25 protein-coding genes are annotated in these 25,778 nt (G+C 46.2%); 4 read left to right on the top strand and 21 right to left on the bottom strand.

The window, feature by feature from the left end:
• Window positions 1–8: 8 nt before the first annotated feature.
• The 16 genes from dnaE to rpsB all read right to left on the bottom strand — a co-directional run bounded on the left by dnaE (window position 9) and on the right by rpsB (window position 18,129).
• Window positions 9–3,479 carry a DNA polymerase III subunit alpha gene (gene dnaE, locus EK374_RS06090; protein ID WP_127021101.1) on the bottom strand — a complete coding sequence of 1,157 codons (3,471 nt, stop codon included), beginning with the start codon at window positions 3,477–3,479 and terminating at the stop codon, window positions 9–11.
• A complete protein-coding gene (gene rnhB, locus EK374_RS06085; protein WP_127021099.1) occupies window positions 3,472–4,107 on the bottom strand; it encodes a ribonuclease HII in 636 nt (211 codons plus the stop codon). Before rnhB ends, dnaE begins: the two co-directional genes overlap by 8 nt.
• Window positions 4,104–5,279 (bottom strand): lipid-A-disaccharide synthase, encoded by a 1,176-nt coding sequence (gene lpxB / locus EK374_RS06080; RefSeq protein ID WP_127021097.1) that lies wholly within the window; start codon window positions 5,277–5,279, stop codon window positions 4,104–4,106. The genes rnhB and lpxB overlap by 4 nt, the downstream gene beginning before the upstream one ends.
• Window positions 5,279–6,049, bottom strand: coding sequence for an acyl-ACP--UDP-N-acetylglucosamine O-acyltransferase (gene lpxA / locus EK374_RS06075; protein ID WP_127021095.1), 771 nt, complete (start codon window positions 6,047–6,049; stop codon window positions 5,279–5,281). The genes lpxB and lpxA overlap by 1 nt, the downstream gene beginning before the upstream one ends.
• A 1-nt stretch (window position 6,050) precedes the next feature.
• Window positions 6,051–6,503 carry a 3-hydroxyacyl-ACP dehydratase FabZ gene (fabZ, locus tag EK374_RS06070; protein WP_127021093.1) on the bottom strand — a complete coding sequence of 151 codons (453 nt, stop codon included), beginning with the start codon at window positions 6,501–6,503 and terminating at the stop codon, window positions 6,051–6,053.
• A gap of 17 nt (window positions 6,504–6,520) precedes the next feature.
• Entirely contained in the window at window positions 6,521–7,567 is a 1,047-nt protein-coding gene (gene lpxD, locus EK374_RS06065; RefSeq protein ID WP_127021091.1) for a UDP-3-O-(3-hydroxymyristoyl)glucosamine N-acyltransferase, read from the bottom strand.
• Window positions 7,567–8,085, bottom strand: a complete 519-nt coding sequence (locus tag EK374_RS06060; RefSeq protein WP_127021089.1) for an OmpH family outer membrane protein — start codon at window positions 8,083–8,085, stop codon at window positions 7,567–7,569. Before EK374_RS06060 ends, lpxD begins: the two co-directional genes overlap by 1 nt.
• Window positions 8,086–8,106: 21 nt before the next feature.
• Window positions 8,107–10,602, bottom strand: coding sequence for an outer membrane protein assembly factor BamA (gene bamA, locus EK374_RS06055; RefSeq protein WP_127021086.1), 2,496 nt, complete (start codon window positions 10,600–10,602; stop codon window positions 8,107–8,109).
• A gap of 27 nt (window positions 10,603–10,629) precedes the next feature.
• A complete protein-coding gene (rseP, locus tag EK374_RS06050) occupies window positions 10,630–11,982 on the bottom strand; it encodes a sigma E protease regulator RseP (RefSeq protein WP_127021084.1) in 1,353 nt (450 codons plus the stop codon).
• A complete protein-coding gene (gene ispC / locus EK374_RS06045) occupies window positions 11,982–13,175 on the bottom strand; it encodes a 1-deoxy-D-xylulose-5-phosphate reductoisomerase (RefSeq protein ID WP_127021082.1) in 1,194 nt (397 codons plus the stop codon). The genes rseP and ispC overlap by 1 nt, the downstream gene beginning before the upstream one ends.
• The gene (locus EK374_RS06040; protein WP_127021080.1) at window positions 13,175–14,038 is read right to left on the bottom strand and encodes a phosphatidate cytidylyltransferase; all 864 of its coding nucleotides are present in this window, start codon (window positions 14,036–14,038) and stop codon (window positions 13,175–13,177) included. The genes ispC and EK374_RS06040 overlap by 1 nt, the downstream gene beginning before the upstream one ends.
• 5 nt (window positions 14,039–14,043) lie before the next feature.
• Window positions 14,044–14,811, bottom strand: a complete 768-nt coding sequence (uppS, locus tag EK374_RS06035) for a polyprenyl diphosphate synthase (RefSeq protein WP_127021078.1) — start codon at window positions 14,809–14,811, stop codon at window positions 14,044–14,046.
• A gap of 84 nt (window positions 14,812–14,895) precedes the next feature.
• Window positions 14,896–15,453 (bottom strand): ribosome recycling factor, encoded by a 558-nt coding sequence (gene frr / locus EK374_RS06030; protein WP_127021076.1) that lies wholly within the window; start codon window positions 15,451–15,453, stop codon window positions 14,896–14,898.
• A 44-nt stretch (window positions 15,454–15,497) separates the two neighbouring features.
• Complete coding sequence (gene pyrH / locus EK374_RS06025; RefSeq protein WP_008900629.1) at window positions 15,498–16,235, bottom strand: UMP kinase; 738 nt, start codon at window positions 16,233–16,235, stop codon at window positions 15,498–15,500.
• 185 nt (window positions 16,236–16,420) lie between these two features.
• Window positions 16,421–17,293 (bottom strand): translation elongation factor Ts, encoded by an 873-nt coding sequence (gene tsf, locus EK374_RS06020; RefSeq protein WP_127021072.1) that lies wholly within the window; start codon window positions 17,291–17,293, stop codon window positions 16,421–16,423.
• Between the two features lie 107 nt (window positions 17,294–17,400).
• On the bottom strand, window positions 17,401–18,129 hold the full coding sequence (gene rpsB / locus EK374_RS06015; protein WP_008900631.1) for a 30S ribosomal protein S2: 729 nt from the start codon (window positions 18,127–18,129) through the stop codon (window positions 17,401–17,403).
• Window positions 18,130–18,370: 241 nt separating this feature from the next.
• On the opposite strand from rpsB, the gene map reads away from it, so the two are divergent.
• From map to dapD, 3 genes are read left to right on the top strand one after another with little or no spacing between them, the layout of a single operon-like run.
• Window positions 18,371–19,162, top strand: coding sequence for a type I methionyl aminopeptidase (gene map / locus EK374_RS06010; RefSeq protein ID WP_127021070.1), 792 nt, complete (start codon window positions 18,371–18,373; stop codon window positions 19,160–19,162).
• A gap of 44 nt (window positions 19,163–19,206) precedes the next feature.
• Window positions 19,207–21,831, top strand: a complete 2,625-nt coding sequence (gene glnD / locus EK374_RS06005; protein WP_127021068.1) for a [protein-PII] uridylyltransferase — start codon at window positions 19,207–19,209, stop codon at window positions 21,829–21,831.
• Between the two features lie 4 nt (window positions 21,832–21,835).
• On the top strand, window positions 21,836–22,660 hold the full coding sequence (dapD, locus tag EK374_RS06000) for a 2,3,4,5-tetrahydropyridine-2,6-dicarboxylate N-succinyltransferase (protein WP_127021066.1): 825 nt from the start codon (window positions 21,836–21,838) through the stop codon (window positions 22,658–22,660).
• Between the two features lie 312 nt (window positions 22,661–22,972).
• On the opposite strand, the gene EK374_RS05995 is transcribed toward dapD, so the two are convergent.
• The 4 genes from EK374_RS05995 to EK374_RS05980 all read right to left on the bottom strand — a co-directional run bounded on the left by EK374_RS05995 (window position 22,973) and on the right by EK374_RS05980 (window position 25,087).
• A complete protein-coding gene (locus EK374_RS05995; protein WP_267898327.1) occupies window positions 22,973–23,320 on the bottom strand; it encodes a carboxymuconolactone decarboxylase family protein in 348 nt (115 codons plus the stop codon).
• 125 nt (window positions 23,321–23,445) lie between these two features.
• Entirely contained in the window at window positions 23,446–23,886 is a 441-nt protein-coding gene (locus EK374_RS05990) for a flavodoxin (protein WP_127021064.1), read from the bottom strand.
• A 12-nt stretch (window positions 23,887–23,898) separates the two neighbouring features.
• Window positions 23,899–24,714, bottom strand: a complete 816-nt coding sequence (truC, locus tag EK374_RS05985) for a tRNA pseudouridine(65) synthase TruC (protein ID WP_325049715.1) — start codon at window positions 24,712–24,714, stop codon at window positions 23,899–23,901.
• Window positions 24,689–25,087 (bottom strand): YqcC family protein, encoded by a 399-nt coding sequence (locus EK374_RS05980; protein WP_206099293.1) that lies wholly within the window; start codon window positions 25,085–25,087, stop codon window positions 24,689–24,691. The genes truC and EK374_RS05980 overlap by 26 nt, the downstream gene beginning before the upstream one ends.
• 73 nt (window positions 25,088–25,160) lie before the next feature.
• On the opposite strand from EK374_RS05980, the gene EK374_RS05975 reads away from it, so the two are divergent.
• Window positions 25,161–25,457, top strand: a complete 297-nt coding sequence (locus EK374_RS05975) for a DUF3301 domain-containing protein (protein WP_127021062.1) — start codon at window positions 25,161–25,163, stop codon at window positions 25,455–25,457.
• Here the strand turns inward: EK374_RS05975 and EK374_RS05970 are convergent.
• Window positions 25,454–25,774 carry a DUF962 domain-containing protein gene (locus EK374_RS05970; protein WP_127021060.1) on the bottom strand — a complete coding sequence of 107 codons (321 nt, stop codon included), beginning with the start codon at window positions 25,772–25,774 and terminating at the stop codon, window positions 25,454–25,456. The genes EK374_RS05975 and EK374_RS05970 overlap by 4 nt on opposite strands.
• Window positions 25,775–25,778 lie beyond the last annotated feature (4 nt).

Below are 25,778 nucleotides of genomic sequence, written 5' to 3'. Positions count from 1 at the left end.
CTACCTAATTAATGAAAATCCAGTTGTATTGTTGCTAATTGTCGCAATTGATGCAACAAAGCATCGGTAGGTGTTACCCACCACTCGGTGCCCAATGCCACTGTGATTTGACCTTCGTCACGCTGGTACACCAGCTTCACAGGCACTGTGCCTAATTTAAATTCGTGCATAGCTTGCTGCAGTTTTTGCAGATAATCCAGTCCCATTTGCTGCTGATGTACAGTTAAGGTCAAGGATTTTAAGCATTTTTCCCGCGCAGCTATAATGTCCACTACTTCGCGGCCGGACATTGTAAGGCCACCACTGAAATCATCAAAGCTGACCTGTCCCGACACCACCAAAATTTTGTCTTTTTGCAGCAAATGCTCGAAGTTTTCGAACTGTTCGGGGAAAAAACGTACATCTAAGCGCGCAGATTTGTCATCCAAAGTGACAATAGCCCAACGTCTGCCCTTTTTATTGATCATAGTGCGCACAGACAAGACTAAACCTGCAGCATGCACCACCTGATCCCGGCGGCCTGGCTGCATATCGACTAAACGGCCAGAACTGTAATGAGGTAACTCCACCAGATACCTGTTGATAGGGTGACCAGTCAGGTATAAACCTAAGGTTTCGCGTTCGCCTTCCAGCCATACTTCGTCCGGCCAAATCGGCACTTGTTTAAAGGCACTGGCTGCGTTTTCTGGCTCTGGAGCCATTAAACCAAATAAATCAGATTGGCCCATAGCTTCGGCTTTGGCCTGCTGCTCTGCGCCTTTCATCGCTTCTTCTAAAGTTGCCATCATAGCAGCACGGTGTGGGCCTAATTGGTCCATAGCGCCGGATAAAATCAGCTTTTCAATCACGCGGCGGTTCAGCTGTTTTAAATCAACTTTATTACAGAAGTCGAACAAATCTGTGAATGTTCCGTGTTTAGCCCGCGCAGCTAAGATAGCCTCAACCGGACCTTCCCCCACACCTTTTATCGCGCCTATGCCATAAACAATATGGCCCTGACGATTTACCGTAAATTTATATTCACCAGAATTCACATCAGGCGGAATAAGTTTGAGCTTCATATGCTCACATTCATCCACCAGAATAACAATTTTGTCGGTGTTATCCATATCGGCAGACATTACAGCGGCCATAAACTCAGCCGGATAATGCGCCTTCATCCACAGCGTCTGGTACGACACCAGCGCGTAAGCCGCGGAGTGAGATTTGTTGAAACCGTAGCCTGCGAACTTCTCTACTAAGTCGAAAATTTTCATCGACAGTTCGGCGTCGACGCCATTGGCCACAGCACCATCACGGAACGTATCGCGCTGTTTGGCCATCTCTTCAGGTTTCTTTTTACCCATAGCACGGCGTAATAAGTCAGCGCCGCCCAGTGAATAACCAGACAAGACCTGCGCGATTTGCATGACCTGTTCCTGGTACAGGATAATGCCGTAGGTCGGCTCCAGGATAGGCTTGAGCGACTCGTGTTGCCAGGTGGAATCCGGATAAGAGATTTCTTCACGGCCGCGTTTTCGGTCGATAAAGTTATCTACCATGCCTGACTGCAAAGGACCAGGACGGAATAAAGCCACAAGGGCTATCATATCTTCGAAGCAGTCGGGTTGCAGACGGCGTATTAAGTCTTTCATACCACGGGATTCAAGCTGGAATACCGCTGTGGTATCTGCTTTCATCAGCACGTCAAAACTCTTGCGGTCGGTCAGCGGAATAGTATTGATATCCACCAGCGGCTTGCCTTCACGGGTCAGACGCTCGTTGGTCATATTCACAGCCCACTGCAAGATAGTCAGTGTGCGTAAACCGAGGAAGTCGAACTTCACCAGACCTGCGTATTCCACATCGTTTTTATCAAACTGAGTGACAGGGTTATTGCCCTCTTCGTCACAGTACACAGGGGCAAAGTCGGTAATTTTAGTCGGCGCTATTACCACACCACCGGCGTGTTTACCGGCGTTTCGGGTTACACCTTCCAGCTGACGCGCCATGTCGATTAGATCTTTGACTTCCTGATCGGCAGCGTACAATTCAGGTAAACGTGGCTCTTCTTTAAAAGCCTGTTCCAGTGTCATGCCTGGTGTTGGCGGTATCAATTTGGAGATGCGGTCAACAAAACCATAAGGATGACCCAGCACCCGGCCTACGTCGCGAATTACCGCTTTGGCCGCCATAGTACCGAAGGTGATAATTTGCGATACAGCTTCTCGGCCGTACATGTCGGAAACGTGTTCTATCACTTCGTCGCGTCTGTCCATACAGAAGTCGACGTCAAAGTCGGGCATTGAGACCCGCTCAGGGTTTAAGAAACGTTCGAACAGCAGATCAAATTCCAGCGGGTCCAGATCGGTAATACTCAGAGCATAAGCCACTAAAGAACCAGCACCAGAACCCCGGCCTGGGCCAACCGGAATATCGTTATCTTTACTCCACTGGATAAATTCCATAACAACAAGGAAGTAACCAGGGAATCCCATCTGGTTGATTACGCCAAGTTCAATGTCTAAACGTTCGTCGTATTCGCCCCTTTTGACCGCACGTACTTCCGGATCCGGGAATAACTGCAGCAAACGTTTTTCCAGACCTTCTTTGGATTTTAATACCAAAAAGTCAGCGTCAGATAAACCACCAGTCGGGAAAGCCGGCAGGAAGTATTCGCCTAATCGTATGGTGACATTACAACGTTTGGCGATTTCAACTGAGTTTTGTAAGGCTTCTGGTATATCGGAAAACAGCTCCAGCATTTCATCTGCCGAGCGCAGGTACTGCTGTTCGCTGTAGTTTTTCGGCCGTCTTTTATCCTCTAAGGTGTAACCATCATGGATAGCCACCCGGATTTCATGGGCCGGAAAATCATCAGGGCTTAACATCACCACTTCGTTCGTGGCAACCACAGGCAACTGTTCACGTTCTGCCAGTTCTACTGCAGCCTGAATATAAGTTTCTTCGTCAGGACGACCGGTGCGAGTCAGTTCAATAAAAAACCGATTTGGGAAATGTTCACGATAAAACTGCACTAAAGCCAAAGCGCTGGGGGCATTGCCTTTGATTAAGGCTTTGCCGAGAGGGCCATCTTTGGCACCTGATAATACAATCAGGCCTTCTTTGTATTCCACCAGCCAGTCGTGGTCTATTTGCGGTTTATGCTGCACATGGCCGCGTAAATAAGCTTTGGACAGCAACATAGTCAGATTCTGATAGCCAGTATTGTCTGAAGCCAGGATCAGTAACCGACAGCCATCGCCCGGAAACAGCGGATGCTGCACCCACAAATCAGCCCCGACAATCGGCTTAATACCAGCTTCATGCGCTGTACTGTAGAAACGCACCAGACCACACATATTCATCTGGTCTGTTAAAGCCAGCGCAGGCATATTCAGCTCTTTCGCCGCTTTGACTATAGGCTTTATTTTTTTGATGCCGTCGACCATCGAAAAGTCGCTGTGCACCCGTAAATGAATAAAACCCGGATCAGCCATGAGCTGCCCCCACAACAGACTCCAATACGTCGCGGACAGGTTTAAAACTACGTCTGTGCTCGTTAATCACACCATGAGTTTTAATTGCAGCTAAGTGCTCTGCGGTCGGATACCCCTTATGACCCGCAAAACCATACTGCGGATAAGCGGCATCCAGTTGCTGCATTTCGTCATCCCGCGCCACTTTAGCCAAAATAGAAGCTGCGCTGATTTCAGGCACTAAAGCATCGCCTTTGACCACAGCACTGGCCTGCACACCTATATCTTTAGGCACACGGTTGCCGTCTATCAAAGCCCATTCGGGTTTGATATGCAGCCCCTGTACAGCACGGGTCATCGCCAGCATAGTAGCGTGTAAGATATTTAAGCTATCAATTTCATGCACTTCAGCCCGGCCTAAACTCCAGCTTAAGGCTTTAGCTTTAATTTCTTCAGCAAGCTGCAGGCGTTTTTTTTCTGACAGTTTTTTCGAATCGTTTAAACCAACAATAGGGTTATTCGGGTCAAGGATCACAGCAGCTGTCACTACAGCGCCAACCAGGGGACCGCGCCCTACTTCGTCAACACCACAAATCAGCTGAACTTGTGGTCTTTGGTAGGTTTCAGCATTCAGAGCTTTCACACTCATACAGGGTTTTCCATCACTTTTGCTATTGCCGCAGCTGCTTGTTCGCTGGCGTTACAACGGATCAGTTGATGCAGCTCTGTAAAAGAGCCCACACATGCTTGCTGCGCATTTTGATCTTGTAATAAAGGTGCCATAGCCATGACTAAGTTCTGCACTGTGACCTGCTCTTGCAGCAGTTCTGTCACTAAAGCTTTATCAGCCAATAAATTCGGTAGGCTGAAGAATTTCAGTTTCACTAAGCGTTTGGCAATTTGGTGCGTCAGCCAGTTCATCTTATAGCCCACCACCATAGCGGTTTTGGCCAGCATGGCTTCTAAAGTGGCCGTGCCTGAGGCGATAAAGACTGCATCAGCCGCCGTTAGCGTCGTTCGGGCTTTGCCTATTTCCAGTTGCACTGCTAGATCAGGGGCAATCTGCTGTTTGATCTGACGGAACAACTCTGCTTTTTGCTCTGTTACCATATTACAAATCAGCTGCAATTCAGGTTGCTGAGCTTTAAGCTCTGCTGCCGCAAGCAGGTAATCTGCAGCTAATAATTTGATTTCATTGGTTCTGCTGCCAGGCATGATCGCCAGCACTGGTGCTTCTGGTTTTAAACCAAGTTCTGTTTTAGCAGCGGCTTTATCTGGCTGCAAAGGCATTTGATCAGCCAGCGTATGGCCAACAAAACTACAAGGCACAGTAAACTTGTCGTAAAAGGCTTTTTCAAAAGGCAATAACGCCAGCACCATGTTGGTCGCTTTGGCTATTTTAAAAATACGTTTTTGCCGCCATGCCCAGACCGAAGGGCTGACATAATGCACAGTTTTAATACCAGCGGCTTTGAGTTTAAGCTCCACCGGAATATTAAAATCCGGCGCATCTATGCCAATAAAGACATCAGGCTGTGTGGCAGTAAGATTAGCTAGCAGCTCTTTGCGCACTTGCAGTAGGCGAGGCAAGCGGCCTAAGACTTCCACTATGCCCATCACCGCCAGCTCTTCCATATCAAACAAAGCCTGAAAGCCTTCCGCTTTCATGCGCTCACCGCCTATGCCGTAAAATTCAGCCTGCGGATACAGCAGCTTTAAAGCACGGATTAAATCAGCACCTAAAATATCGCCGGAGTGTTCCCCGGCGACTAAGGCGATTTTCACTGAACAAGGAGCAACCTTGGATTGCAACTCAACCATCAGCGAATAATGCCACGGCTGGAGTTGGCGATAAAATCAGTGAAGGCTTTGACTTCCGGGAATTCGGCAGATTTTTCTGCCAGAGCATCCAAAGCTTCCTGCACTGTTAAACCTTTACGATAGACTTCTTTGTAAGCCCGACGTACTTCCAAAATAGCATCGCTGCTAAAGCCACGGCGTTTTAAACCTTCAAGGTTTAAACCAGCAGGTACAGCATGTGAGCCGTGCGCCATCAGGTAAGGAGGTACGTCTTTCACCACTATAGAACCACCGCCGATAAAGGCGTGAGCGCCTATATGGCAGAATTGGTGAATACCACTCATGCCACCTAAAATAGCCCAATCGCCAATATGTACATGACCAGCTGACTGAGCACCACTGGCAAAAATCACGTTATCGCCAATCACACAGTCGTGAGCAACGTGGGTATTGTTCATAAAGAGGTTATTCGAGCCAATACGGGTGACGCCTTTATCCTGCACAGTACCACGATGCACAGTACAGTTTTCACGGAACACATTGTTGTCACCAATAATCAGTTCTGTCGGCTCGCCATTATATTTTTTATCCTGGCAATCTTCACCTATGCTGGTGAACTGGTAAAAATGATTGCCTTTGCCCATGACGGTTGGGCCTTTCAGCACCACATGAGATTCAAGCACTGTGTCATCGCCAATCACCACGTTAGCAGCAATATAACAAAATGGTCCAACTTTGACGTTTTGACCAAGTACGGCACCGGGTTCTATCACAGCGGTAGGATGGATCATATTAAAGCTCTCTTCTGGCACACATCAGTTCAGCACTACAAACGACCTGGCCATCCACTTTGGCTTCACCATAAAACTTCCACAAATTACGGCGTTCTTTCAAAAACTTCACTTCCAGCACCAATTGATCGCCAGGAACAACAGGTTTCTTGAAACGAGCTTCGTCGATAGCAGCAAATAAATACAGCTCGTTTTCAGAGCGTTCTGTCACTGTCTTAAAACCTAAAATGCCAGTGGCCTGAGCCAAAGCTTCCAGAATTAATACACCAGGGAAAATTGGCATAGTAGGGAAGTGTCCGGTAAAGATCGGCTCATTGATTGTGACGTTTTTAATAGCAGTTAAAGATTCGCCCGGCGTGTAATCAAGAACCCGGTCGATCATTAAGAATGGATAGCGATGTGGCAGCAAGGCCATGATTTCCTGTATTTCAAGGATATTCAATTGGTTAGCCAAAGTGAACCTCTTTTATATTATTCGTCTTTTGAAGGCGGTAGGGACAAAGCTGCCATTTGCTGCTCAAGTTCCCGTAATTTTTGATACATCTGATCCAGTTGACGAAACCGGACGCTATTTTTCCGCCATTCCAGATTGGTGCTGGCCGGAGTACCGGATGAATAAATACCTTTTTCAGTGATGGATTTAATAATCATCGACATGCCGGTAATTTGCACGCCGTCACAAATTTCCATATGACCATTAATAGCGCAGGCACCACCAATAATACAATAACGGCCAATTTTAGTGCTGCCAGCTACAACTGTACAACCTGCAATGGCTGTGTGATCGCCTATTTGCACGTTATGAGCAATTTGTACCTGATTGTCCAGAATCACGTTTTTACCAATCACTGTATCGCCTAAAGCGCCACGGTCTATGGTGGTATTGGCACCCACTTCGGTATCGTCACCTATGATGACAGTACCAACCTGAGGAATTTTCAGCCAGCGCCCACGTTCGTTAGCAAAACCAAAGCCATCTGCACCTATCACAGCACCGCTGTGTACCAGACAATTTTTACCAAGCTTTACGCCATGATAAAAGGTTACGTTAGGCCAGATTTTACAGCCATCGGCGATTTGAACCCGTTCGCCAATAAAACAACCAGCGCCAATTTGTACATTCTCACCAATGACGGCACCAGCGGAAATCACCACATTGGGGCCTATCACGACTGTATCAGGCACTGTAGCTGAAGGGTCTATCACTATATTCTGCCCCCGCCCATAAGCGGCAGCAGGTGTTGAATCTAATAATTGGGCTATTTTAGCAAAAGCCACATAAGGGTCATTTACCACCAGCGCATTAACCGGACAGTAGCTCACATCATCAGCTTTAATCAGTACAGCACCGGCTTGAGTCGATTGCAAAAACTTGCGGTACTTACTATTAGATAAGAAGCTGATCTGCTGGCTTGTCGCCTCTTCCAAAGTACCAACGGCACTAATCAGTGCCGTGGCGTCTCCAATTAGCTGAGCATTTAACTGCTCAGCTATAAAAGCTAAAGTAAGCTTTGCCATTATTTGGCTTTGCTCACCTGAGCTACAACAGCATTAGAGATGTCATATTCAGGCTTAACAAACACACCAGCCTGAGCATTTAAGATCAGGTCGTAGTTGTCTTTTTTCGCAAGACTGTCGATAGCAGTTTTCACTAACCCCATCAGCTTGTTACGTTCTTCAGCCTGACGGGTGCGATAGTCTTCATCCAAAGGACGAGCTAACTGCTCATAACTGCGCATTTGCTTTTCCATCTCGGCCTGCAGATCTTTTTTCTGCTTGTCGTTCATGGTCGCACCATCACGCTTTAATTTTTCTTGATTGAATGCGATGTCCTTTTCCAGCTTTTGCACTTCAGCAATGCGGCCTTCGAACTCAGCTTTTAATGTATTTTGAATAGTGGTTGTTTGAGGCAACTGGGCAACAATAGCCTGCACGTCTACGATACCAATTTTCATTTCTTTTGCTGCAGCAGTACCGGCCATCAACAGACCAGCCATCAGTACCAATGCAGTTTTTGCTAAGCTTTGCTTAAACATGTGTTTCCCTTTCCCATAAATTTAGAATGTAGTACCAATATTGAAACTAAAGTTTTCTTGATCATCACCCTCTTCTTTCTGGATGATTTTAGCCAAACTAAATGTCAATGGACCCATAGGTGAAATCCATTGTACAGATAAACCTGTCGAAACACGGATCAAACCCGGGTCAGAATAATCCAGCAATGCCGGACTATTGAAATTCTGACTTGATGACGGGTTTAAGCCATTGTAACGACTAAGGTCAAACTCTGTGTCCCAGACGTTACCCGCATCAACAAATAAGCTGGTACGTATCTGGTTCACATAATCCTCACCAACAAAAGGTGTTGGTGTGATTAATTCAAGGGTAGCAATAGCCATGGCATTACCACCCGTTGATCGTGGAGACACTAAATAAGTGTCGAAGCTTGGGTCCGTTGGGTAAGGTCCACCCGAACCTGTTGTTGGATTCGGCAATCCAGGCACTGTGCTAACCTGACGGTAAATCGCATGTGGGCCGATAATACGGGCTTCGAAACCACGTAAGTTCTGACCACCGGCATAAAAGTTTTCGGTAAAGGGTAATGTGTAGTCATAACCGTCTTTATTACCGTAACCGTTACCATAACCTAAATCCAGCTTACTTAAGAAAGACCAGCGATGGTCGTTACTCAGCGGAATATACTTACGGGCTGAAAATGTAGTTTTATAATACTGTAAATCGGAATTTGGTGTGGTCACACGACCACTCAGTACTATTTCATGACCAGCAGTCGGAAACAAACCACGGTTTAATGTGCTTTGAACCCAGCTGGCGATCAGCTCGTAGTTAGTAAACTTGTAACCACCATCCGGATCGTTTTTATCCATTAACACAGCTCTGAAATGACGTAACTGGTCATATTCAGATAATGAATTAATTTCGTTTACCGCATAGTTAGTGCCGAAGTTTAATCTGTTGTATTCGTTGATTGGATAACCAACAGAAGCACCAAAACCATAACGTTTTTGTTTATAAGCTTCTAAGTTCGAAGACAAGCTGGAATAGTCAGTATCTGAATAGAATATCTGGCCACCTAAACTTATCGCATCCAGTGTGAAATATGGGTCGGTCACAGACAATGAAATCTGTTTGTTGTATCTGTTGGTACTTAAGCTGATACCCGCAGAGTTACCTGTACCAAAGAAGTTTTGCTGTTCCACACCAATCTGGAAAGACAGGCCCTGAAAGTCGCCATAAGAAATACCTGCATTAAAGTTACCTGATGGCTGCTCTTTAATTTTGTAGCTGACGTCAACCTTGTCATCTACTCCTGCGACTTCTTTGGTTTCAAATTCAACTTTTTCGACGTAAGGCAAGCGCTGAATACGTTCTTTAGACAGTTCAAGCGCATCGTTAGATAACCATGCACCTTCCATCTGGCGAACTTCACGACGAATAACTTCGTCTTTCGTCGACGCATTACCTGCCACTTCCAGACGACGCACATAAACACGTTTGCCAGGATCAACGCTGATGGTCAAAGCCACTTCTTTGGTATCATCATCGATAGTCGGAATAGTGCGGACTTTCGAGTTGGCATAACCAAAACGTGCCAGTAACTTGGCAATACTTTCTTCTGTATAGGTCACCAGAGCGCCGTTATACAACTGGCCGGCTTTTAAGGGTAACAGTGCCTTGATAAAAGCATCCTGGCCAATCAGATCACCAACAAAGTCAACGCCAGTGATAGTGTATTGTTCACCTTCAGTCACGTTCATTGTGACGTAGACAGAGGTTTTATCCGTACTGACAGAAACCTGGTTGGCATCGATATTAAAACGCAGATAACCACGGTCTAGATAGTAGCTACGGATTTTTTCAAAGTCGCCTTGCAAAGTTTGCTTCTGATACCGGTCTGACGATAAGAAACGCCACCAGGGCAGATCGTACATAGATTCGATATTTTTCAGCAGTTCTTCGTCGCTGAATATTTCGTTACCAACCACGTTGATCTGACGAACAGAAGCGGCATCGCCCTCTTCGAATTCGATTTTCAGATTGACCCTGTTACGAGGTAAATAAGTCACCTTCATTTGAACCGCAGCGTTGTATTTACCCACGCCATGGTAGAACTCAGTTAAACCGTTTTCAACTTCTTTGATCACGGTTTTATCTAAAGGCTCACCAACAATAATTTTCTGGCCTGTCAAACTTTCGTTCAACTGTTCTTCTTTGATGTCTTTATTACCATCAAATTCTATATTGTTAATGGTAGGACGCTCTTTTAAGCGATAAATGACGGTATTGCCGTCACGAAATACCTGAATATTGTCGAAGTGGCCCGCCGCGTACAGACTTTTAATACTGCGCGATAAGGATGCTTCAGTGATGGTATCGCCGATATTAAACGGCAAATTATTTAATGCTGCACCAAGCGCAACACGCTGCAAGCCTTCGACCTGAATGTCTTGCACAGTAAATGATTGTTCAGCGAGCACCGAGTTACTTAAACCAGCAAGTAACATCGCAGCTACTAATCGTTTAATTGTCATTGTTTTGGACTACTTTTGATTAGTTTATTACAAACGAGAAATATCGTTGAGCAGCGCAATTCCCATTAATGTCAGCAGCAACAGAGCTCCGATCCGGAAACCCAGCTCCTGCGCCTTCTCAGAGACAGGTTTGCCGCGTATTAGTTCCAGCACAAGATACATTAAATGGCCACCATCCAAAATAGGCAGGGGCAGTAAATTTATCACCCCAAGGTTGACACTGATCAGTGCTAAAAAGGAAATAAAGGCAATCAAGCCAATATCTGCGCTGCTTCCAGCGCCTTGTGCTATCGAAATTGGACCGCTTAAATGTTTGACAGAAATATCACCAAAAATGAATTTTCCAATCATTGAGAAGCTTAACCGCACCAATTGCCAGGTCTTTTCTACCCCAACCCAGACCGACTGTACAGGGCCATATTGCTGAGTGAACAATAAATGTTCAGGCCAGGGCAATACTTTTGGACTGACACCAAGGTAGCCCTGATGAAAACCATCCGCGGTTTCACGGCTTTGCGGAGTCACCAGAATATCCATAGGCTGGCTGTTACGCTCAATACCAAACAACAGTGGCCGTTCTGCGCTGTTTTGCACTAGCGTCACCACAGCATTCCAGTCGGTGACTGTTTTGCCGTCCACCGAAACTAATTTATCACCTAACTGCAAACCTGCAGCTTCAGCTGCAGAACCTGGCTGGATTTGGCTGATTTCATTCAACACTTCCGGACGCAGTGGTTCTAAGCCTAAGCTGCCAAATACGCTTTGTTTATCCGGATCAAAAACCCAATCTGTTAAATCCAGCTGATAGCTTTGATCGCTACCCTCAAGTTGCTGCACTGTAATATCTACGGCAGGACTGCCGACTTGCTCAACCAGCAATAAGCTAATGGCCCGCCAGTCTTCGGCCGGTTCTCCGTTGATAGCGGTGATCTGCGCCTTAGAAGGAACACCAGCTTTAGCAGCGATGGATTCTGCTGTCACCTGCCCTATCACAGGTTTAATGTTCGGCACGCCTATCAGGTACATGCCCCACAGCAGCAGGATAGCAAACAGGAAATTAGCTATAGGGCCAGCAGCAATAATAGCCATACGCTGCCCTACTGTTTTGCTGTTAAAACTTAAGTCTTTAAACTGCGGTAATACCGGGTCTACCCGCTCATCCAGCATCCGGACATAACCCCCTAACGGGATCATGGCTATGACAAACTCTGTGCCTTGCTTATCACGCCAGCGGTAAATGGCTTTACCAAAACCTATAGAAAAACGTTTCACCAGCACATTGTTTTTTCGCGCCACCCAGAAATGACCAAACTCATGCACAGTGACCAGCAGGCCAATAGCAACCACAAAGCTGATTAAATTCCAAACGAAACCCGACATTAACTCACCTTTTTCAGTTGGTCTTGCATATAAGCTCTGGCTTGTTGATCAAGATCCAGAATGCTTTCTAAATCAGGCGCTTTTATAGTGGCAAAACGCTCCAATGCTTTTTCGTTTAACAGAGCTATATCGGTAAAGCGAATGTGGCCAGCTAAAAAAGCAGCGACCGTTATTTCGTTGGCTGCATTTAGTGCTGTAGTTGCGCCCTGACCATAACCACAAGCTGTTATCGCCAGATATAAATTAGGGTAACGTTGAGGTTCAGGTTTGGAAAAACTAAAGTCTGCCAGCTCAAAAAAATTCAGTGGTTTTACAGTAGTTTGAATACGGTGTGGGTAAGCCAGCGCATGAGCTATTGGAGTGCGCATATCAGGCTGGCCCAACTGTGCCAACACAGAACCGTCAGTGTACTGCACCATTGAATGGATAATGCTTTGCGGATGTATAACCACTTGAATATCGTCTGCAGCACAGTTAAACAACCAGCGTGCTTCAATAAACTCCAAGCCTTTATTCATCATAGTGGCACTGTCGACTGAAATTTTCTGGCCCATCACCCAATTTGGGTGAGCCACTGCCTGAGCTGGTGTGATAGCAGAAAACTCATTCAGGTCTTTCCGTAAAAACGGACCACCACTGCCTGTCAGCAATAGCTTGCTGATACCGTAATCAGATAATTTTTGGGTGGCGGTATTTTGCTGTAAGGCGGAAGGCAGACACTGAAAAATAGCATTATGTTCGCTATCAATAGGTAACAAAGTCGCGCCATGCTGCTGCACTTTATTGATAAACAGCTCACCACTCATCACCAGCGCTTCTTTATTCGCCAGTAAAACAGTTTTGCCTTGTTCTACCGCAGCCAGAGTCGGCAATAAACCTGCAGCGCCAACAATAGCCGCCATTACCATATCTGCATCTGGGTGAGCAGCTAAATCACAAAGCGCCTGAGCACCAGCCCAGACTTCGGTCGGAAGATTGGCCTCTTTTACCAGTTGACGTAATTGGTCTGCGGCTAGCGGGTCTGTCATCACCGCGTAACGTGGTTTAAATTGCTGAATTTGCGCAAAAAGCTTATCGACCTGAGTGGCGCCAGTTAAGCCCAGCACCTGATAGTCATCGGGGTGCATGGCCACAACGTCCAGCGTATTGCAGCCAATTGAGCCTGTAGCACCAAGGATCACTAGAGTCCGCATTACGCGAAGCCCCCAATCAGTGCAACTAATACGGCATAAAGTGGTGCTGTGGCGGTCAGACTGTCGATGCGATCTAAGATACCACCGTGCCCCGGGATAATGCTGCCGCTGTCTTTTAAGCCTGCAACACGCTTAAACATACTTTCACTTAAATCACCAAACACCGATAAAATCGTTAACACCAAAGCAGCCAGATACCATACTGCGGTTTCTTCCGGAAACCCTTGATAATAAGCCACAGCAGTGACCAGCAGCATCACAAAGGCCACGCCGCCAAGCATGCCTTCCAGAGTTTTACCTGGACTGACAGCAGGCAATAATTTGCGTTTACCAAAAGGTTTGCCAATAAAGTAGCCACCAATATCAGCGGCCCAGACAATCCCCAGCAATAAACAAATTAACCAGGCACCTGTGTAACTGGATTGATGAAAATCGACAGAACGAATTAATAATAAGGCTGTCCAGGCTGGCACTAACGTCAGCCAGCCCATTAAAGCACGGCGTAAATGGCCTTTTTCCCAGCTTTGGCTACTACGCGGGTAACTTAATACCAAAAGTACAGCAATCAGCCACCATATAACGCCTATTGCCAACAAGCCGTTGCTCAGCGCATCAAGTTGCACAGGCCAATAAGCGGTGTAAGGCAGTTGCCAGTAAATAAGCGCCATGCTCAGCGCCACAACTGTGACGAAACTATATTGGCTGGACTTCGTTTTGTAGCCACAAAACAAGCTCCATTCCAAGGCGCCAATTAAAAAAGCGGCGGCAATAAAAATAGCAAAATAGTGTAAAGGAAGGAAAAATACTGCGGCTAACGCCAAAGGCGCCATGATCAGGGCTGTAATAACTCGTTGCTTAAACAAATTGGTTATCCTTGTATCGGACGCATTGCCAGCTCACGGATTTGAGCTCCGGTACAACCAAAACGCCTTTCTCTACTGGCGTAGGTTGCCAAAGCTTCCGAAAACACCTGATCATCAAAGTCAGGCCATAAGGTTTCGGTAAACCATAACTCAGCATAAGCAGCTTGCCACAACAAAAAGTTACTGATGCGCACATCACCACCGGTGCGGATCATCAGATCCAATTCCGGCTGGTCATGCATCTGCATGCAACCTGATAACATTTGTTCGTCAATCTGTGCAGCGGTCATCTCACCATTAGCCACTTTCTGAGCTAACTGTTGTGTTGCCTGCACTATGTCCCAGCGTCCGCCATAGTTAGCGGCAACATTCAGGGTCAAAGCTGTATTCTGAGCAGTAAGCTGTTGCGCCTCTTTAATATGTTGTTTTAGTTTGTCGCTAAAAGGAGACAAGTCTCCGATAATATTCAGCCGTACATTGTTCTTATGCAGGGTTTTCACTTCCTGCTGTAATACCAGTAAAAACAGTTGCATCAGCCCGCTAACTTCGTCTTCAGGCCGACGCCAGTTTTCACTGCTAAAGGCAAATAAGGTAAGTGATTTGATACCTAATTTACGGCAAAAGCTTACAGCACGACGCACTGCGTCCACGCCTTTTTTATGGCCCCATACCCGGGGTCTGCCTTGCCGTTCAGCCCAGCGTCCGTTGCCGTCCATGATAATGGCGACATGTTGTGGCAACGCGTTTTGTAACGCGGTTTGCACTTCTGTCATCTGAATCTGACCTTGTCACAATAATAAAAAACGCCGCGAAGTATACCCTACACGGCGCTATTTCCCTAATCAGGGCGAGGTTGATTAAACTTCCATCAACTCTTTTTCTTTGTCCGCTAAAACTTCGTCAACCTTCTTCACAAAGGCATCCGTCAGCTTCTGAACTTCGTCTGCTGCTTTACGTTCATCGTCTTCACCAATTTCTTTATCTTTTAATAAAGTCTTCAGATCAGCGTTAGCGTCACGGCGGATGTTACGTACAGCAACACGCGCACCTTCAGCTTCGTTACGTACAACTTTAACTAAATCACGACGACGCTCTTCAGTCAGTGGAGGCAATGGCACACGAATAGTGGTACCAGCGCTCATTGGGTTTAAACCCAAATCTGACTGCAGAATAGCTTTCTCTACAGGTTGGATCAGAGTTTTATCAAATACGCTGATGGTCAGAGTACGGGCATCTTCTACTGACACGTTGGCCACCTGACGTAACGGTGTGCTGGCACCGTAGTAAGACACTTGAATGCCGTCTAATAAACTTGGGTGAGCACGGCCGGTACGGATTTTGGACAATTGGCCTTTCAGCGCTTCAACGCTTTTTTCCATCCGGGTTTTGCTGTCTTTGAGAATATCGTTAATCACTTTGGCTATCCTTTTTTTGCTACACCAAAAAAGTGGCAGTTAGTTTACTGTAATTTTTCAGCGTGGTCGATTACTGTGCCTTCTTCTTCACCCAGCACCACACGTTTCAGTGCACCTGGCGTATTCATATTGAATACACGAATTTGCATGTTATGGTCACGGGCCAGCGTAAAGGCCGCTAAATCCATGACTTTTAATTCTTTTTCCAATACTTCTGTATAGCTTAACTTGCTGTACAGAGTTGCAGTTGGGTCTTTCACCGGGTCAGCTGAATAGACACCGTCTACTTTAGTAGCTTTTAATACAGCATCGGCTTCAATTTCAATACCACGTAAACAAGCGGCTGAGTCGGTAGTAAAAAACGGGTTACCTGTACCTGCAGAAAAAATCACCACGCGGCCAGATTTTAATAAGCTAATGGCTTCAGCCCAGCTGTAATTGTCACACACACCGTTCAGAGGAATTGCTGACATCAGACGAGCGTTTACAAAAGCGCGGTGCAGCGCATCACGCATGGCCAGACCGTTCATCACTGTCGCCAGCATACCCATATGGTCACCAACCACACGGTTCATACCAGCTTTTGCTAAACCTTCGCCACGGAAAATGTTACCGCCACCTATGACTATGGCGACCTGGATACCTAATTCAACCAGCTCTTTGATTTCCTGAGCCATCCGATCCAGCACTTTAGGGTCTATACCAAAGCCTTCTTCACCCATCAGGGCTTCACCACTGAGTTTTAATAAAATTCTTCTGTAGGCGAGTTTTGGATTGCTCATGAGGTCCTCATTTATCTGGAAGGTATAACCATTACTGTCGATTACTTGCATATTGTCAGGTCATACAGCATGTTGGGTTAACACAATCAGCCGTACTTCCTAAACTGCACACAAAAAAAACCGCGACAGACAAAGGTCAGGTCGCGGTTATTCTAGCTGGTTTCAAAGCATTGCTAAAGCGTAAATTACTTCTTAGCAGCAGCGATTTGAGCAGCGACTTCAGCAGCGAAATCAGTTTCCTGCTTCTCGATGCCTTCACCTACTTCTAAACGGATGTAGCTAACAGCTTTAGCACCGTTTTGTTTCAGGAAATCACCAGTAGTGATTGAAGGATCTTTTACGAACATCTGGCCAGTTAAAGAAACTTCGCCAGTGAACTTGGTCATACGACCAGCAACCATCTTCTCTGCGATTTCTTTTGGCTTGCCGCTGTTGATAGCGATTTCGATCTGGATTTCTTGCTCTTTAGCAACAACTTCAGCTGGTACTGACTCTGGAGTCAGGAATGAAGGGTTGTTAGCAGCAACGTGCATAGCAACGTCTTTAGCGATATCTTCGTTACCGCCTTCCAGTACCACTAACACGCCGATACGGCCTGAGTGAGTGTACTGACCAATCACGTCACCCTGAGCTACAGCGATACGACGGATGTTGATGTTTTCACCGATTTTAGTCACCAGCGTCGCGCGTGCTTCTTCAACAGTGCTGTCGCCCAGTTGAGCTGCAGACAGCTCTTCTACAGTGAACAGTTTGTTGGCGTGAGCCAGATCAGCAGCAGCGTTAGCGAAAGCCAGGAAGCTTGCGTCACGGCCTACGAAATCTGTTTCACAGTTAAATTCGATTGCAACAGCATAACCGTTACCAACGCGAGTGATCACAGTACCTTCAGCGGCGATACGGCCAGCTTTCTTGGCAGCTTTAGCCTGACCATTTTTACGCATTAATTCGATTGCGCCTTCGATGTCACCTGCAGTTTCTTCTAGAGCTTTTTTGCAGTCCATCATGCCAGCGCCAGTGCGCTCGCGTAATTCTTTTACCAAACCGGCAGTTACAGCCATGGGGAGTTCCTCGCAAAATTTTTTCGTGGACAAACAGGGGCAAATGCCCCTGTAAGTTTAAACTTGCTTTATGTAGCCTTGATTACAAGGCTACAGAGACAATGCAATTACTCAGCAGCTACGAAGTTTTCAGATTCAGCCTGAACTTCGATGTTTTTGCTGCGGCCTTCAGTGATGGCCTGATTTACTGCGCCCAGGTATAACTGGATAGCGCGGATAGCGTCATCGTTACCTGGAATCACATAGTCAACACCTTTAGGATCAGAGTTAGTATCAACGATAGATACAACTGGGATACCCAGGTTGTTGGCTTCTTTAATTGCAATGTGTTCGTGGTCGGCATCGATCACAAACAGAACATCAGGCAAGCCGCCCATGTCTTTGATACCGCCTAAGCTTTTTTCTAGCTTGTCCATTTCACGGGTACGGTCTAAAGCTTCTTTTTTAGTCAGCTTGTCGAAAGTACCGTCCTGGCTTTGAGATTCCAGATCTTTTAAACGCTTGATAGACTGGCGAACAGTTTTCCAGTTAGTCAGCATGCCACCTAACCAACGGTGGTTTACATAGTACTGGTCAACTTGAGAAGCAGCTTCTTTGATTGCTTCAGAGGCAGCGCGCTTAGTACCAACAAACAGGATTTTGCCTTTTTTAGCAGCAACAGACTGAATGAAAGCTAAAGCATCGTTCATCATTGGAACAGTTTGTTCCAGGTTGATGATGTGAACACGGTTACGAGCGCCGAAAATGAATGGCTTCATTTTTGGGTTCCAGTAACGTGTTTGGTGACCGAAATGTACGCCCGCCTGGAGCATATCGCGCATAGAAACTTTTGCCATTATAAATATTCCTTAGTAATGGGGTTGGGCCTCCATACATCCCATAAAACCGACCGTAACTCAATGAGTTGCAGCACCCCGGATTATGTGTCGATGTATGTGTGTTGTTTAGTTAATTGCAGTTTTAATCTGCGTTTTGCGTTTTTAGCAGAATCTGATTTGCCAAATCGCGGCGCGCTTTATACCATAAGCACCCTTGAAACACAATGAAATGTGTATTTTTACAGCAGAGAGAGATGGCATGGCCGCGATTATTAAGACAGCAGATCAGATCGAAAAAATGCGTGTGGCAGGCAAATTAGCAGCCGAAGTATTAGAGATGATTGAGCCCTACGTCAAAGCCGGTGTCACCACCGAAGAACTGAACACGATTTGCCACAATTATATTGTAGATGTGCAGCAGGCTATCCCTGCCCCGCTGAATTACCACGGCTTTCCAAAATCCATCTGTACCTCGGTCAATCAGGTAATTTGCCACGGTATCCCTTCAGCAGAGAAGAAACTCAAAGATGGCGACATTATCAATATCGACATCACTGTGATTAAAGATGGTTACCACGGTGATACCTCCAAAATGTTTGTGATTGGCAAGCCAAGCATTATGGCGGACCGTTTAATACGGGTGACACAGGAATGTCTGTATATGGGCATTCGTAAAGTGAAAAACGGTGCCCGTTTAGGTGATATAGGTTTTGTGATTCAGCAGCATGCCGAAAAACACAGCTACTCAGTAGTGCGTGAATACTGTGGCCATGGCATAGGTCAGGTATTCCACGAAGACCCACAGGTACTGCATTATGGCCGCCCTGGCACAGGTGATACCTTAAAAACAGGTATGTGTTTGACTATAGAGCCAATGATCAACGCTGGCGAGCGTCATAGTAAATTGTTAAAAGACGGCTGGACGGTTGTAACTAAAGATCGTAGTTTATCAGCGCAGTTTGAACACACTATTGTCGTCACAGAGACAGGCTGCGAAATTTTAACTCTGAGATCCGACGACACCATAGAACGAATAGTCACGGCCGAGTAAGTCTGCAGACAGACGACGGCCGCTTAAGACCTGAGGTAAAGCAAATGAACATGGCGCTGGCGTTTAACAAGTCTTTACCCGGTTTATGTACTCTGGATAGTTATAAAAAGCATTTTGTTGAGTTTAACGACTGGCTGAAAAATGCCTTCGAACATCAAACCGTTGGCAGTTTAGTTAAAGCCCGGGCCCGTTTTATCGACGAGGTTCTGGTGTCTTTATGGCAGCATTTTGATCTGCATAAACACAAAAAAATCAGCCTGATAGCAGTTGGTGGTTATGGCCGGGGTGAACTGCACCCCTGCTCTGACATCGATTTATTGTTACTGACCGACAGTAAACTCGACGCTCAGCAAAGAGAACAAATCAGCCAATTTATTACCCTGCTGTGGGACTTACGTTTAGAAGTAGGCCACAGCGTGCGTAGCGTGAAAGAGTCTGTGACGCTGGGTAAAGAAGACATCACCATTGCCACCAACCTGATGGAAATGCGCTTGCTGACTGGCAGCAAAGAGCTGTTTGATGAGCTTCAGGTTTTAGTCTGTAAAGATAACTTCTGGACTTCTCAAGCATTTTTTCAGGCCAAACGTGACGAGCAACAACAGCGTCATGCCCAGTACCACGGCACAGCATACAACTTAGAACCGAATTTAAAAGCCAACCCTGGTGGTCTGCGTGATATCCAAACTATAGGTTGGGTGGCGAAAAAACACTTTAATACCAGAACCATGCGCGAACTGGTGGCTTATCAGTACCTGACCGAAGATGAATACCAGGAGCTGATGGAGTGTGAAGCTTATTTATGGCAAATGCGATTTGCTCTGCACGTTGAATCTGGCCGCAACGAAAACCGTATTTTGTTTGACTATCAGCCTGCTGTCGCGAAACGGCTGGGTTTTGGTGATGATGGTAAAGCCTCTGTTGAACGAATGATGAAACGGTTTTTCCAGACAGTGCAACGGGTCGCAGAGCTAAACGATATGTTGCTGCAGCATTTTGACGGCAGTATTCTTAATAGCCAAAGCAAGCTGAAACAGCAAAAGCTGGATGACTTCTTTGAGCTGACCGGTCATTTAATTCGTGCCACAGACAATGCAGTCTTTGCCCGTCGTGAAAATATTCTGCGATTGTTCTGGCATATAGCGAACAACTCCAATATCACCGGCATTCACTCCGATACCATTCGATTATTGCGTTTAGTCCGGCGTCGTCTGATGGGCGATTTACAGGATTATGAAGCCTGCCGTCAGCTTTTTATGAGCATCATCCGCCATCCACGTGGCATGGACAGAGCCATTACGCTAATGCACCGCCACGGTATTCTGGCATCTTACCTGCCGGCATGGCGCAATATTGTCGGTCAAATGCAATTCGATTTATTCCATGCCTACACAGTGGACGAACACACTCACCGTGTGCTGAAAAATTTATACCGCTACTCACAAGCAGGTTTCGAAAACGAGTTTCCACTGTGCACTGATATAGTCAAACGTATGGAAAAACCGGAGATTTTATATCTGGCCGGTATTTTTCACGACATCGCCAAAGGCAGAGGTGGCGATCACTCAGAATTAGGTTCATTGGATGCTCGTGAATTTGGCAAGCTGCATAAGTTGAGTGATTTTGATAGTAAGTTGCTGGCCTGGTTAGTCGAAAGCCACTTATTGATGTCAGTGACAGCACAACGCCGTGATATTCACGACCCGGCAGTCATTGCTGAGTTTGCCGATAAAGTGCGCGACGAAACCCGACTTAACTATTTGTATTGCCTGACCTTGGCTGATATTCGCGCCACCAATGACAACTTATGGAATGACTGGAAAGGTTCGTTATTACGCGAGCTTTATTTAGGCACGCAAAAAGCCTTCCGCCGTGGCCTCGAAAAACCTATGGATTTACGCGATTTAATTCGCGAAAACCAGGCAGAAGCCATGAAGCTACTGCAAAAACAAGGTTTTACCGAACAAGAAGTGCTGCAGTTATGGGGCCGGATTAAAGCGGATTATTTCGCCCGCTATAACCCCAAACAAATTGTCTGGCACTGCGAACACATTCTGCGCCATAAAGACCCGGACGAGCCTTTGGTGCTTGTCGATAAAACCCCCTTCCGTGGCAGTACTCAGGTCTTTGTTTATACACAGGATCAGGACAACTTATTTGCCCATCTAGTGGCAGCTTTGGACAGTAAAAAGGTCAATATCTTTGATGCCCAGATCATGACCAACAAGGATGGTTATGCGATGGATACCTTTGTGGTGCTGGAGCAAAATGGTGAACCAGTGACTTCGCCATCCCGCTTACAAAGCCTCAAACGTGCACTGGAAACTTACATTAGCGGTAAACCGGATCTGGCACGCGGTAAACCCCGTTTATCCCGCCAGATGCGGCCCTTTAATATAGCGCCCAAAGTTGTGTTTATTCCGGGTTCAAACAAACACCGCACTATGGTGGAAATTACGGCTTTGGATATGCCGGGTTTACTGGCTGATATAGGCTCGGTCTTCCAGCAATGTGAAATCAGTATTCACGCCGCCAAAATCACCACCATAGGCGAAAAAGCCGAAGACTTTTTTATGATTTCTACGAGACAGGATCAGGCGCTTGATGCCGATCAACAATCACAGCTGCGCCGTGTTCTTGTCGAACAATTAACTCATGTGACAGAGGGATAAAGTTTTGTCAGATTTAAAATCCATTATCGAAGCCGCGTTTGAACAGCGTGCATCCATTACTCCATCTACTGTAACAGCTGAAGTCAAAGCTGCTGTGACTGCGGCTATTGAACTGTTGGACAGCGGTAAAGCCCGTGTTGCCGAAAAAGTAGCAGGCGAATGGGTCACTCACCAATGGCTGAAAAAAGCCGTGTTATTGTCTTTCCGTATCAATGACAACCAGGTGATGGACGGCGCTGAAAACCGTTTCTTCGATAAAGTACCAATGAAATTTGCCGACTACACCCACGAGCGTTTTGTCGCTGAAGGTGTACGAGTTGTGCCTCCTGCCGCAGTACGTAAAGGCAGCTTTATTGATAAAAACGTGGTGCTGATGCCTTCATACGTCAATATTGGCGCTTATGTAGGTGAAGGCACTATGGTGGATACATGGGCTACTGTGGGCTCCTGTGCTCAGATTGGTAAAAACGTGCACTTATCAGGTGGCGTAGGTATTGGTGGTGTATTAGAGCCGCTGCAAGCTAACCCAACCATTATTGAAGACAACTGCTTTATCGGCGCCCGCTCTGAAGTAGTGGAAGGTGTGATCATCGAAGAAGGCGCAGTGCTTTCAATGGGTGTTTATATCAGCCAGTCGACCCGTATTTACGACCGTGAAACCGGCGAAATTACTTATGGCCGAGTACCAGCAGGTGCTGTAGTAGTGCCAGGTTCTATTCCATCTAAAGATGGCACACACAGCCTGTACGCCGCTATTATCGTTAAAAAAGTAGATGCCCAGACCCGCGCTAAAGTGGGTATCAACGCTCTGCTGCGTAGCATAGATTAAAGCCGTCGTACTTGAAGCTGCAGCTTTGTTGACCGCACGCTCTCGCTTGATGTTGTGACGGGTAATGTAGGGGCCGCGGCTTGTCCCGGCCCGTCAATGGGCACCTCGGTATCATAAGACGGGCTGAGGCAAGTCCAATAAATATTTATTGGAATTCAAGACGGGCGGGGACAAGTCCAATAAAGATTTCTTGGAATTCAAGACGGGCGGGGACAAGTCCAATAAAGATTTATTGGAATTCAAGACGGGCGGGGACAAGCCCAATAAATATTTATTGGAATTCAAGACGGGCGGGGACAAGCCCCGCCCCTACTAGTTAAACACTGCTTTGGTTAAACCAAAAGCTGCGTCTTGTGAACCTGGTTCCATCTGAGCCAGAATTTGCATACGGTTCCAGAAATTAATCAGGCCTATTGCGTAGGTCAATTCAGAAATTTCCACATCAGAAAAATGTTCTTTGGTTGAACGGTACAGCTCATCGCTGATGCCGATGGCCGGAATATGTGTTAAAGCTTCAGTTAACGCCAAAGCTGCTTTTTCTTTAGCGTTAAACAATGGTGATTCACGCCAAATGGCTACATGGTGTAATCGCAGCTCCCCTTCGCCTTTAATCTTGGCCTGCTTGATATGCATATCCAGACAAAAAGCACAGTTGTTCAACTGAGAGGCTCAGATATCAATCAGACTTTTAATAAGCCCATCAATGGATGTTTTGTAAGATTCCATGCTGGCGTCTATAAGACTTGCTTATAAAGACACTATGGCGCTGCTTAATTAGAATAAAATTAAAACTGCTGCTCTATCCAGGGTAAAGCTAAATCTTCAGCTTGCAGAGTTTCGCCTGCATCAATCTCTAAGGCCGGAGCTAAAGCTGTGCCCTGTAATTCAGCCAATAATTCGGAAAACTGTTTACCAGCACCACAAAAGGTATCGCCATAACCGCTGTCACCTAAACAAATCACAGCGTATTTTTTACCGGTTAACAGCGGGAATCTGTCTTTTACATCGATAAAGAATGGCAACAAATTATCCGGAATATCGCCTTGCCCTGTAGTGGAGGTGATCACCAGCCAGATATCAGGCGCAAAAGCTAATACGTCGTTCAGTTTAGGCTCCAGATTCAGCTGAGTCAGATAACCTTTAGCCTGTAAAATTTTCTCTGCTTCTTCGGCAACAAACTGAGCACCACCGTAAACAGTGCCCACCATAATGGCTACTTTTTTCATACTTCCCCTACTTTATAACTGCGTTAAGCCCGTTAACTCTAACTGATCAAAAAGTTGACTGTACCAGCTGTCTGCTACGGACCAACCCAATGTTGTAAATAACTCTGCTACTTCACCCAGCGGCGCTTCGATCACTAAATCAACACCAGTGACCGGGTGTTTTAACTCCAGCCTTTTGGCTATTAATAATAATCTGTGGCTATTCAAATGCTCTGCAAACAAGCGGTTATGTTTGCCTTCACCATGCGTAGTATCACCCACTATAGGGTGGCGTAAATGCGATAAATGTCGGCGCAGCTGATGTTTTCGCCCTGTTAAAGGTTGCAAAGCCACCAGCGAGTAACGAGCCACCGGATATTTACCTATAGCTATAGGCAGTTCAACTTGTGCCAAAGGCCATAACGCCGTTACCGCTTCTTGCTTTTCTTTGTCCTGACTTGCCTGTTTGTCAGCAATTTTATCCAGCTGCTCTTTCAGCGGATAATCCAAAATACCAGCTTGTTGAACAAAACCACGGCACACCGCCAGATAAAACTTGCGCCAGTGCTGTTCGGTTAACTGCTCTGTCAGTACACGGGCAACGTCCGCAGATAAGGCAAATAACAACACACCAGAGGTTGGCCTGTCGAGCCGGTGTACCGGAAACACATGCTGTCCTAGCTGATTACGCAGGGTTTGCATCACAAATACAGTTTCGTGTCGGTCTAAAAAGGAGCGATGCACCAGCATGCCTGCAGGTTTATCTATCGCCACCAAATAGTCGTCCTGATACAAAATATTCAACACCGGAACTGGCATTAACTCAGGCTCTGGCACTACTTTGCTCACGTTTACCACTTAATAATTCATCCAAATCCGCAATACGATTAATCAGCAACAAAGTGCGATTCTCTAAATGTTTAAAGGCTTCTTCGGCCATAGGACAAACCGCTATTTGCTGCGGTAATGGCAAACGCCCTTCGACTAAAGCACGCATGCGTGGCAAAAATACAAATTGCAGCCAGTTTTCCAAAGGCATAGTGTCGCAAAAAAATGGCGCTGTGCTTTGCATTGCCTCTGCACTTGGTGTGATAAGTGCCCAAAGCTCTGCTGCTTTCAATTCGCTTTCAATTTGATTTAATAAATCTGTGACCTGTAAATACATGCTTATGCCGATCCGATTTAACTGGTGATCCGATTTAACTGGCTCAGATTTTATCACAGGGCGAACCTGAGCTGTCTTGCAAAAACACCAGAGCGTCGCCATTATGCTTATTCATAATAAAGGAGTCGTGATGGATTTTGTCTGGTTATTACTGTTAGGTATGGCTTTTGTCTATGCGTTTTTATTGCAGCGTAAGCAGGATGAAACTGCAATCAAGCTAGCCAAACATCTATGTAAACAACAAGAATTACAGTTTTTGGAATGCGCCAGAGGCAAACATCAGTTTGCAAAAGTGGACAACAGATGGCGCTGGTTTACCAGCTATCAGGTGGATTTTAGCAGCGACGGTGAAAGCCGTTATCAGGCCGAACTGCGTTTATCCGGCCTGCGTTATTTAAGTTTTCAGTTACCGCCTTACCGGATTTAAGGCAGTTTCTGTAGTTTCTGCTCCAGTTGCCCGGTCAGAAAGTCTTTATACATCACCCAATCTGCCGCCAGACTATAAAACGGATATTTAAAGGTGGCGGGTTTGTTATGTTCAAATTTAAAGTGGCCCACCCAGGCAAAGCCATAACCCGCTACTAACATCAGCCACCAATAGCCCCATAAGCCGGTCAGCATCAGGCTAACCAGAATCGCCAGCACTAAAGTTGAGCCAATGTAATGCAAGCGGCGGCAAACGGGGTCTTTATGTTCAGATAAATAATAAGGGTAAAACTCGGAAAAACTATGAAAGCCGGACATCAGT

The organism is Rheinheimera mangrovi, from assembly GCF_003990335.1.
Classification (GTDB): Bacteria; Pseudomonadota; Gammaproteobacteria; order Enterobacterales; family Alteromonadaceae; genus Pararheinheimera; species Pararheinheimera mangrovi.
This window is presented reverse-complemented; position numbering and strand designations above follow the sequence as displayed.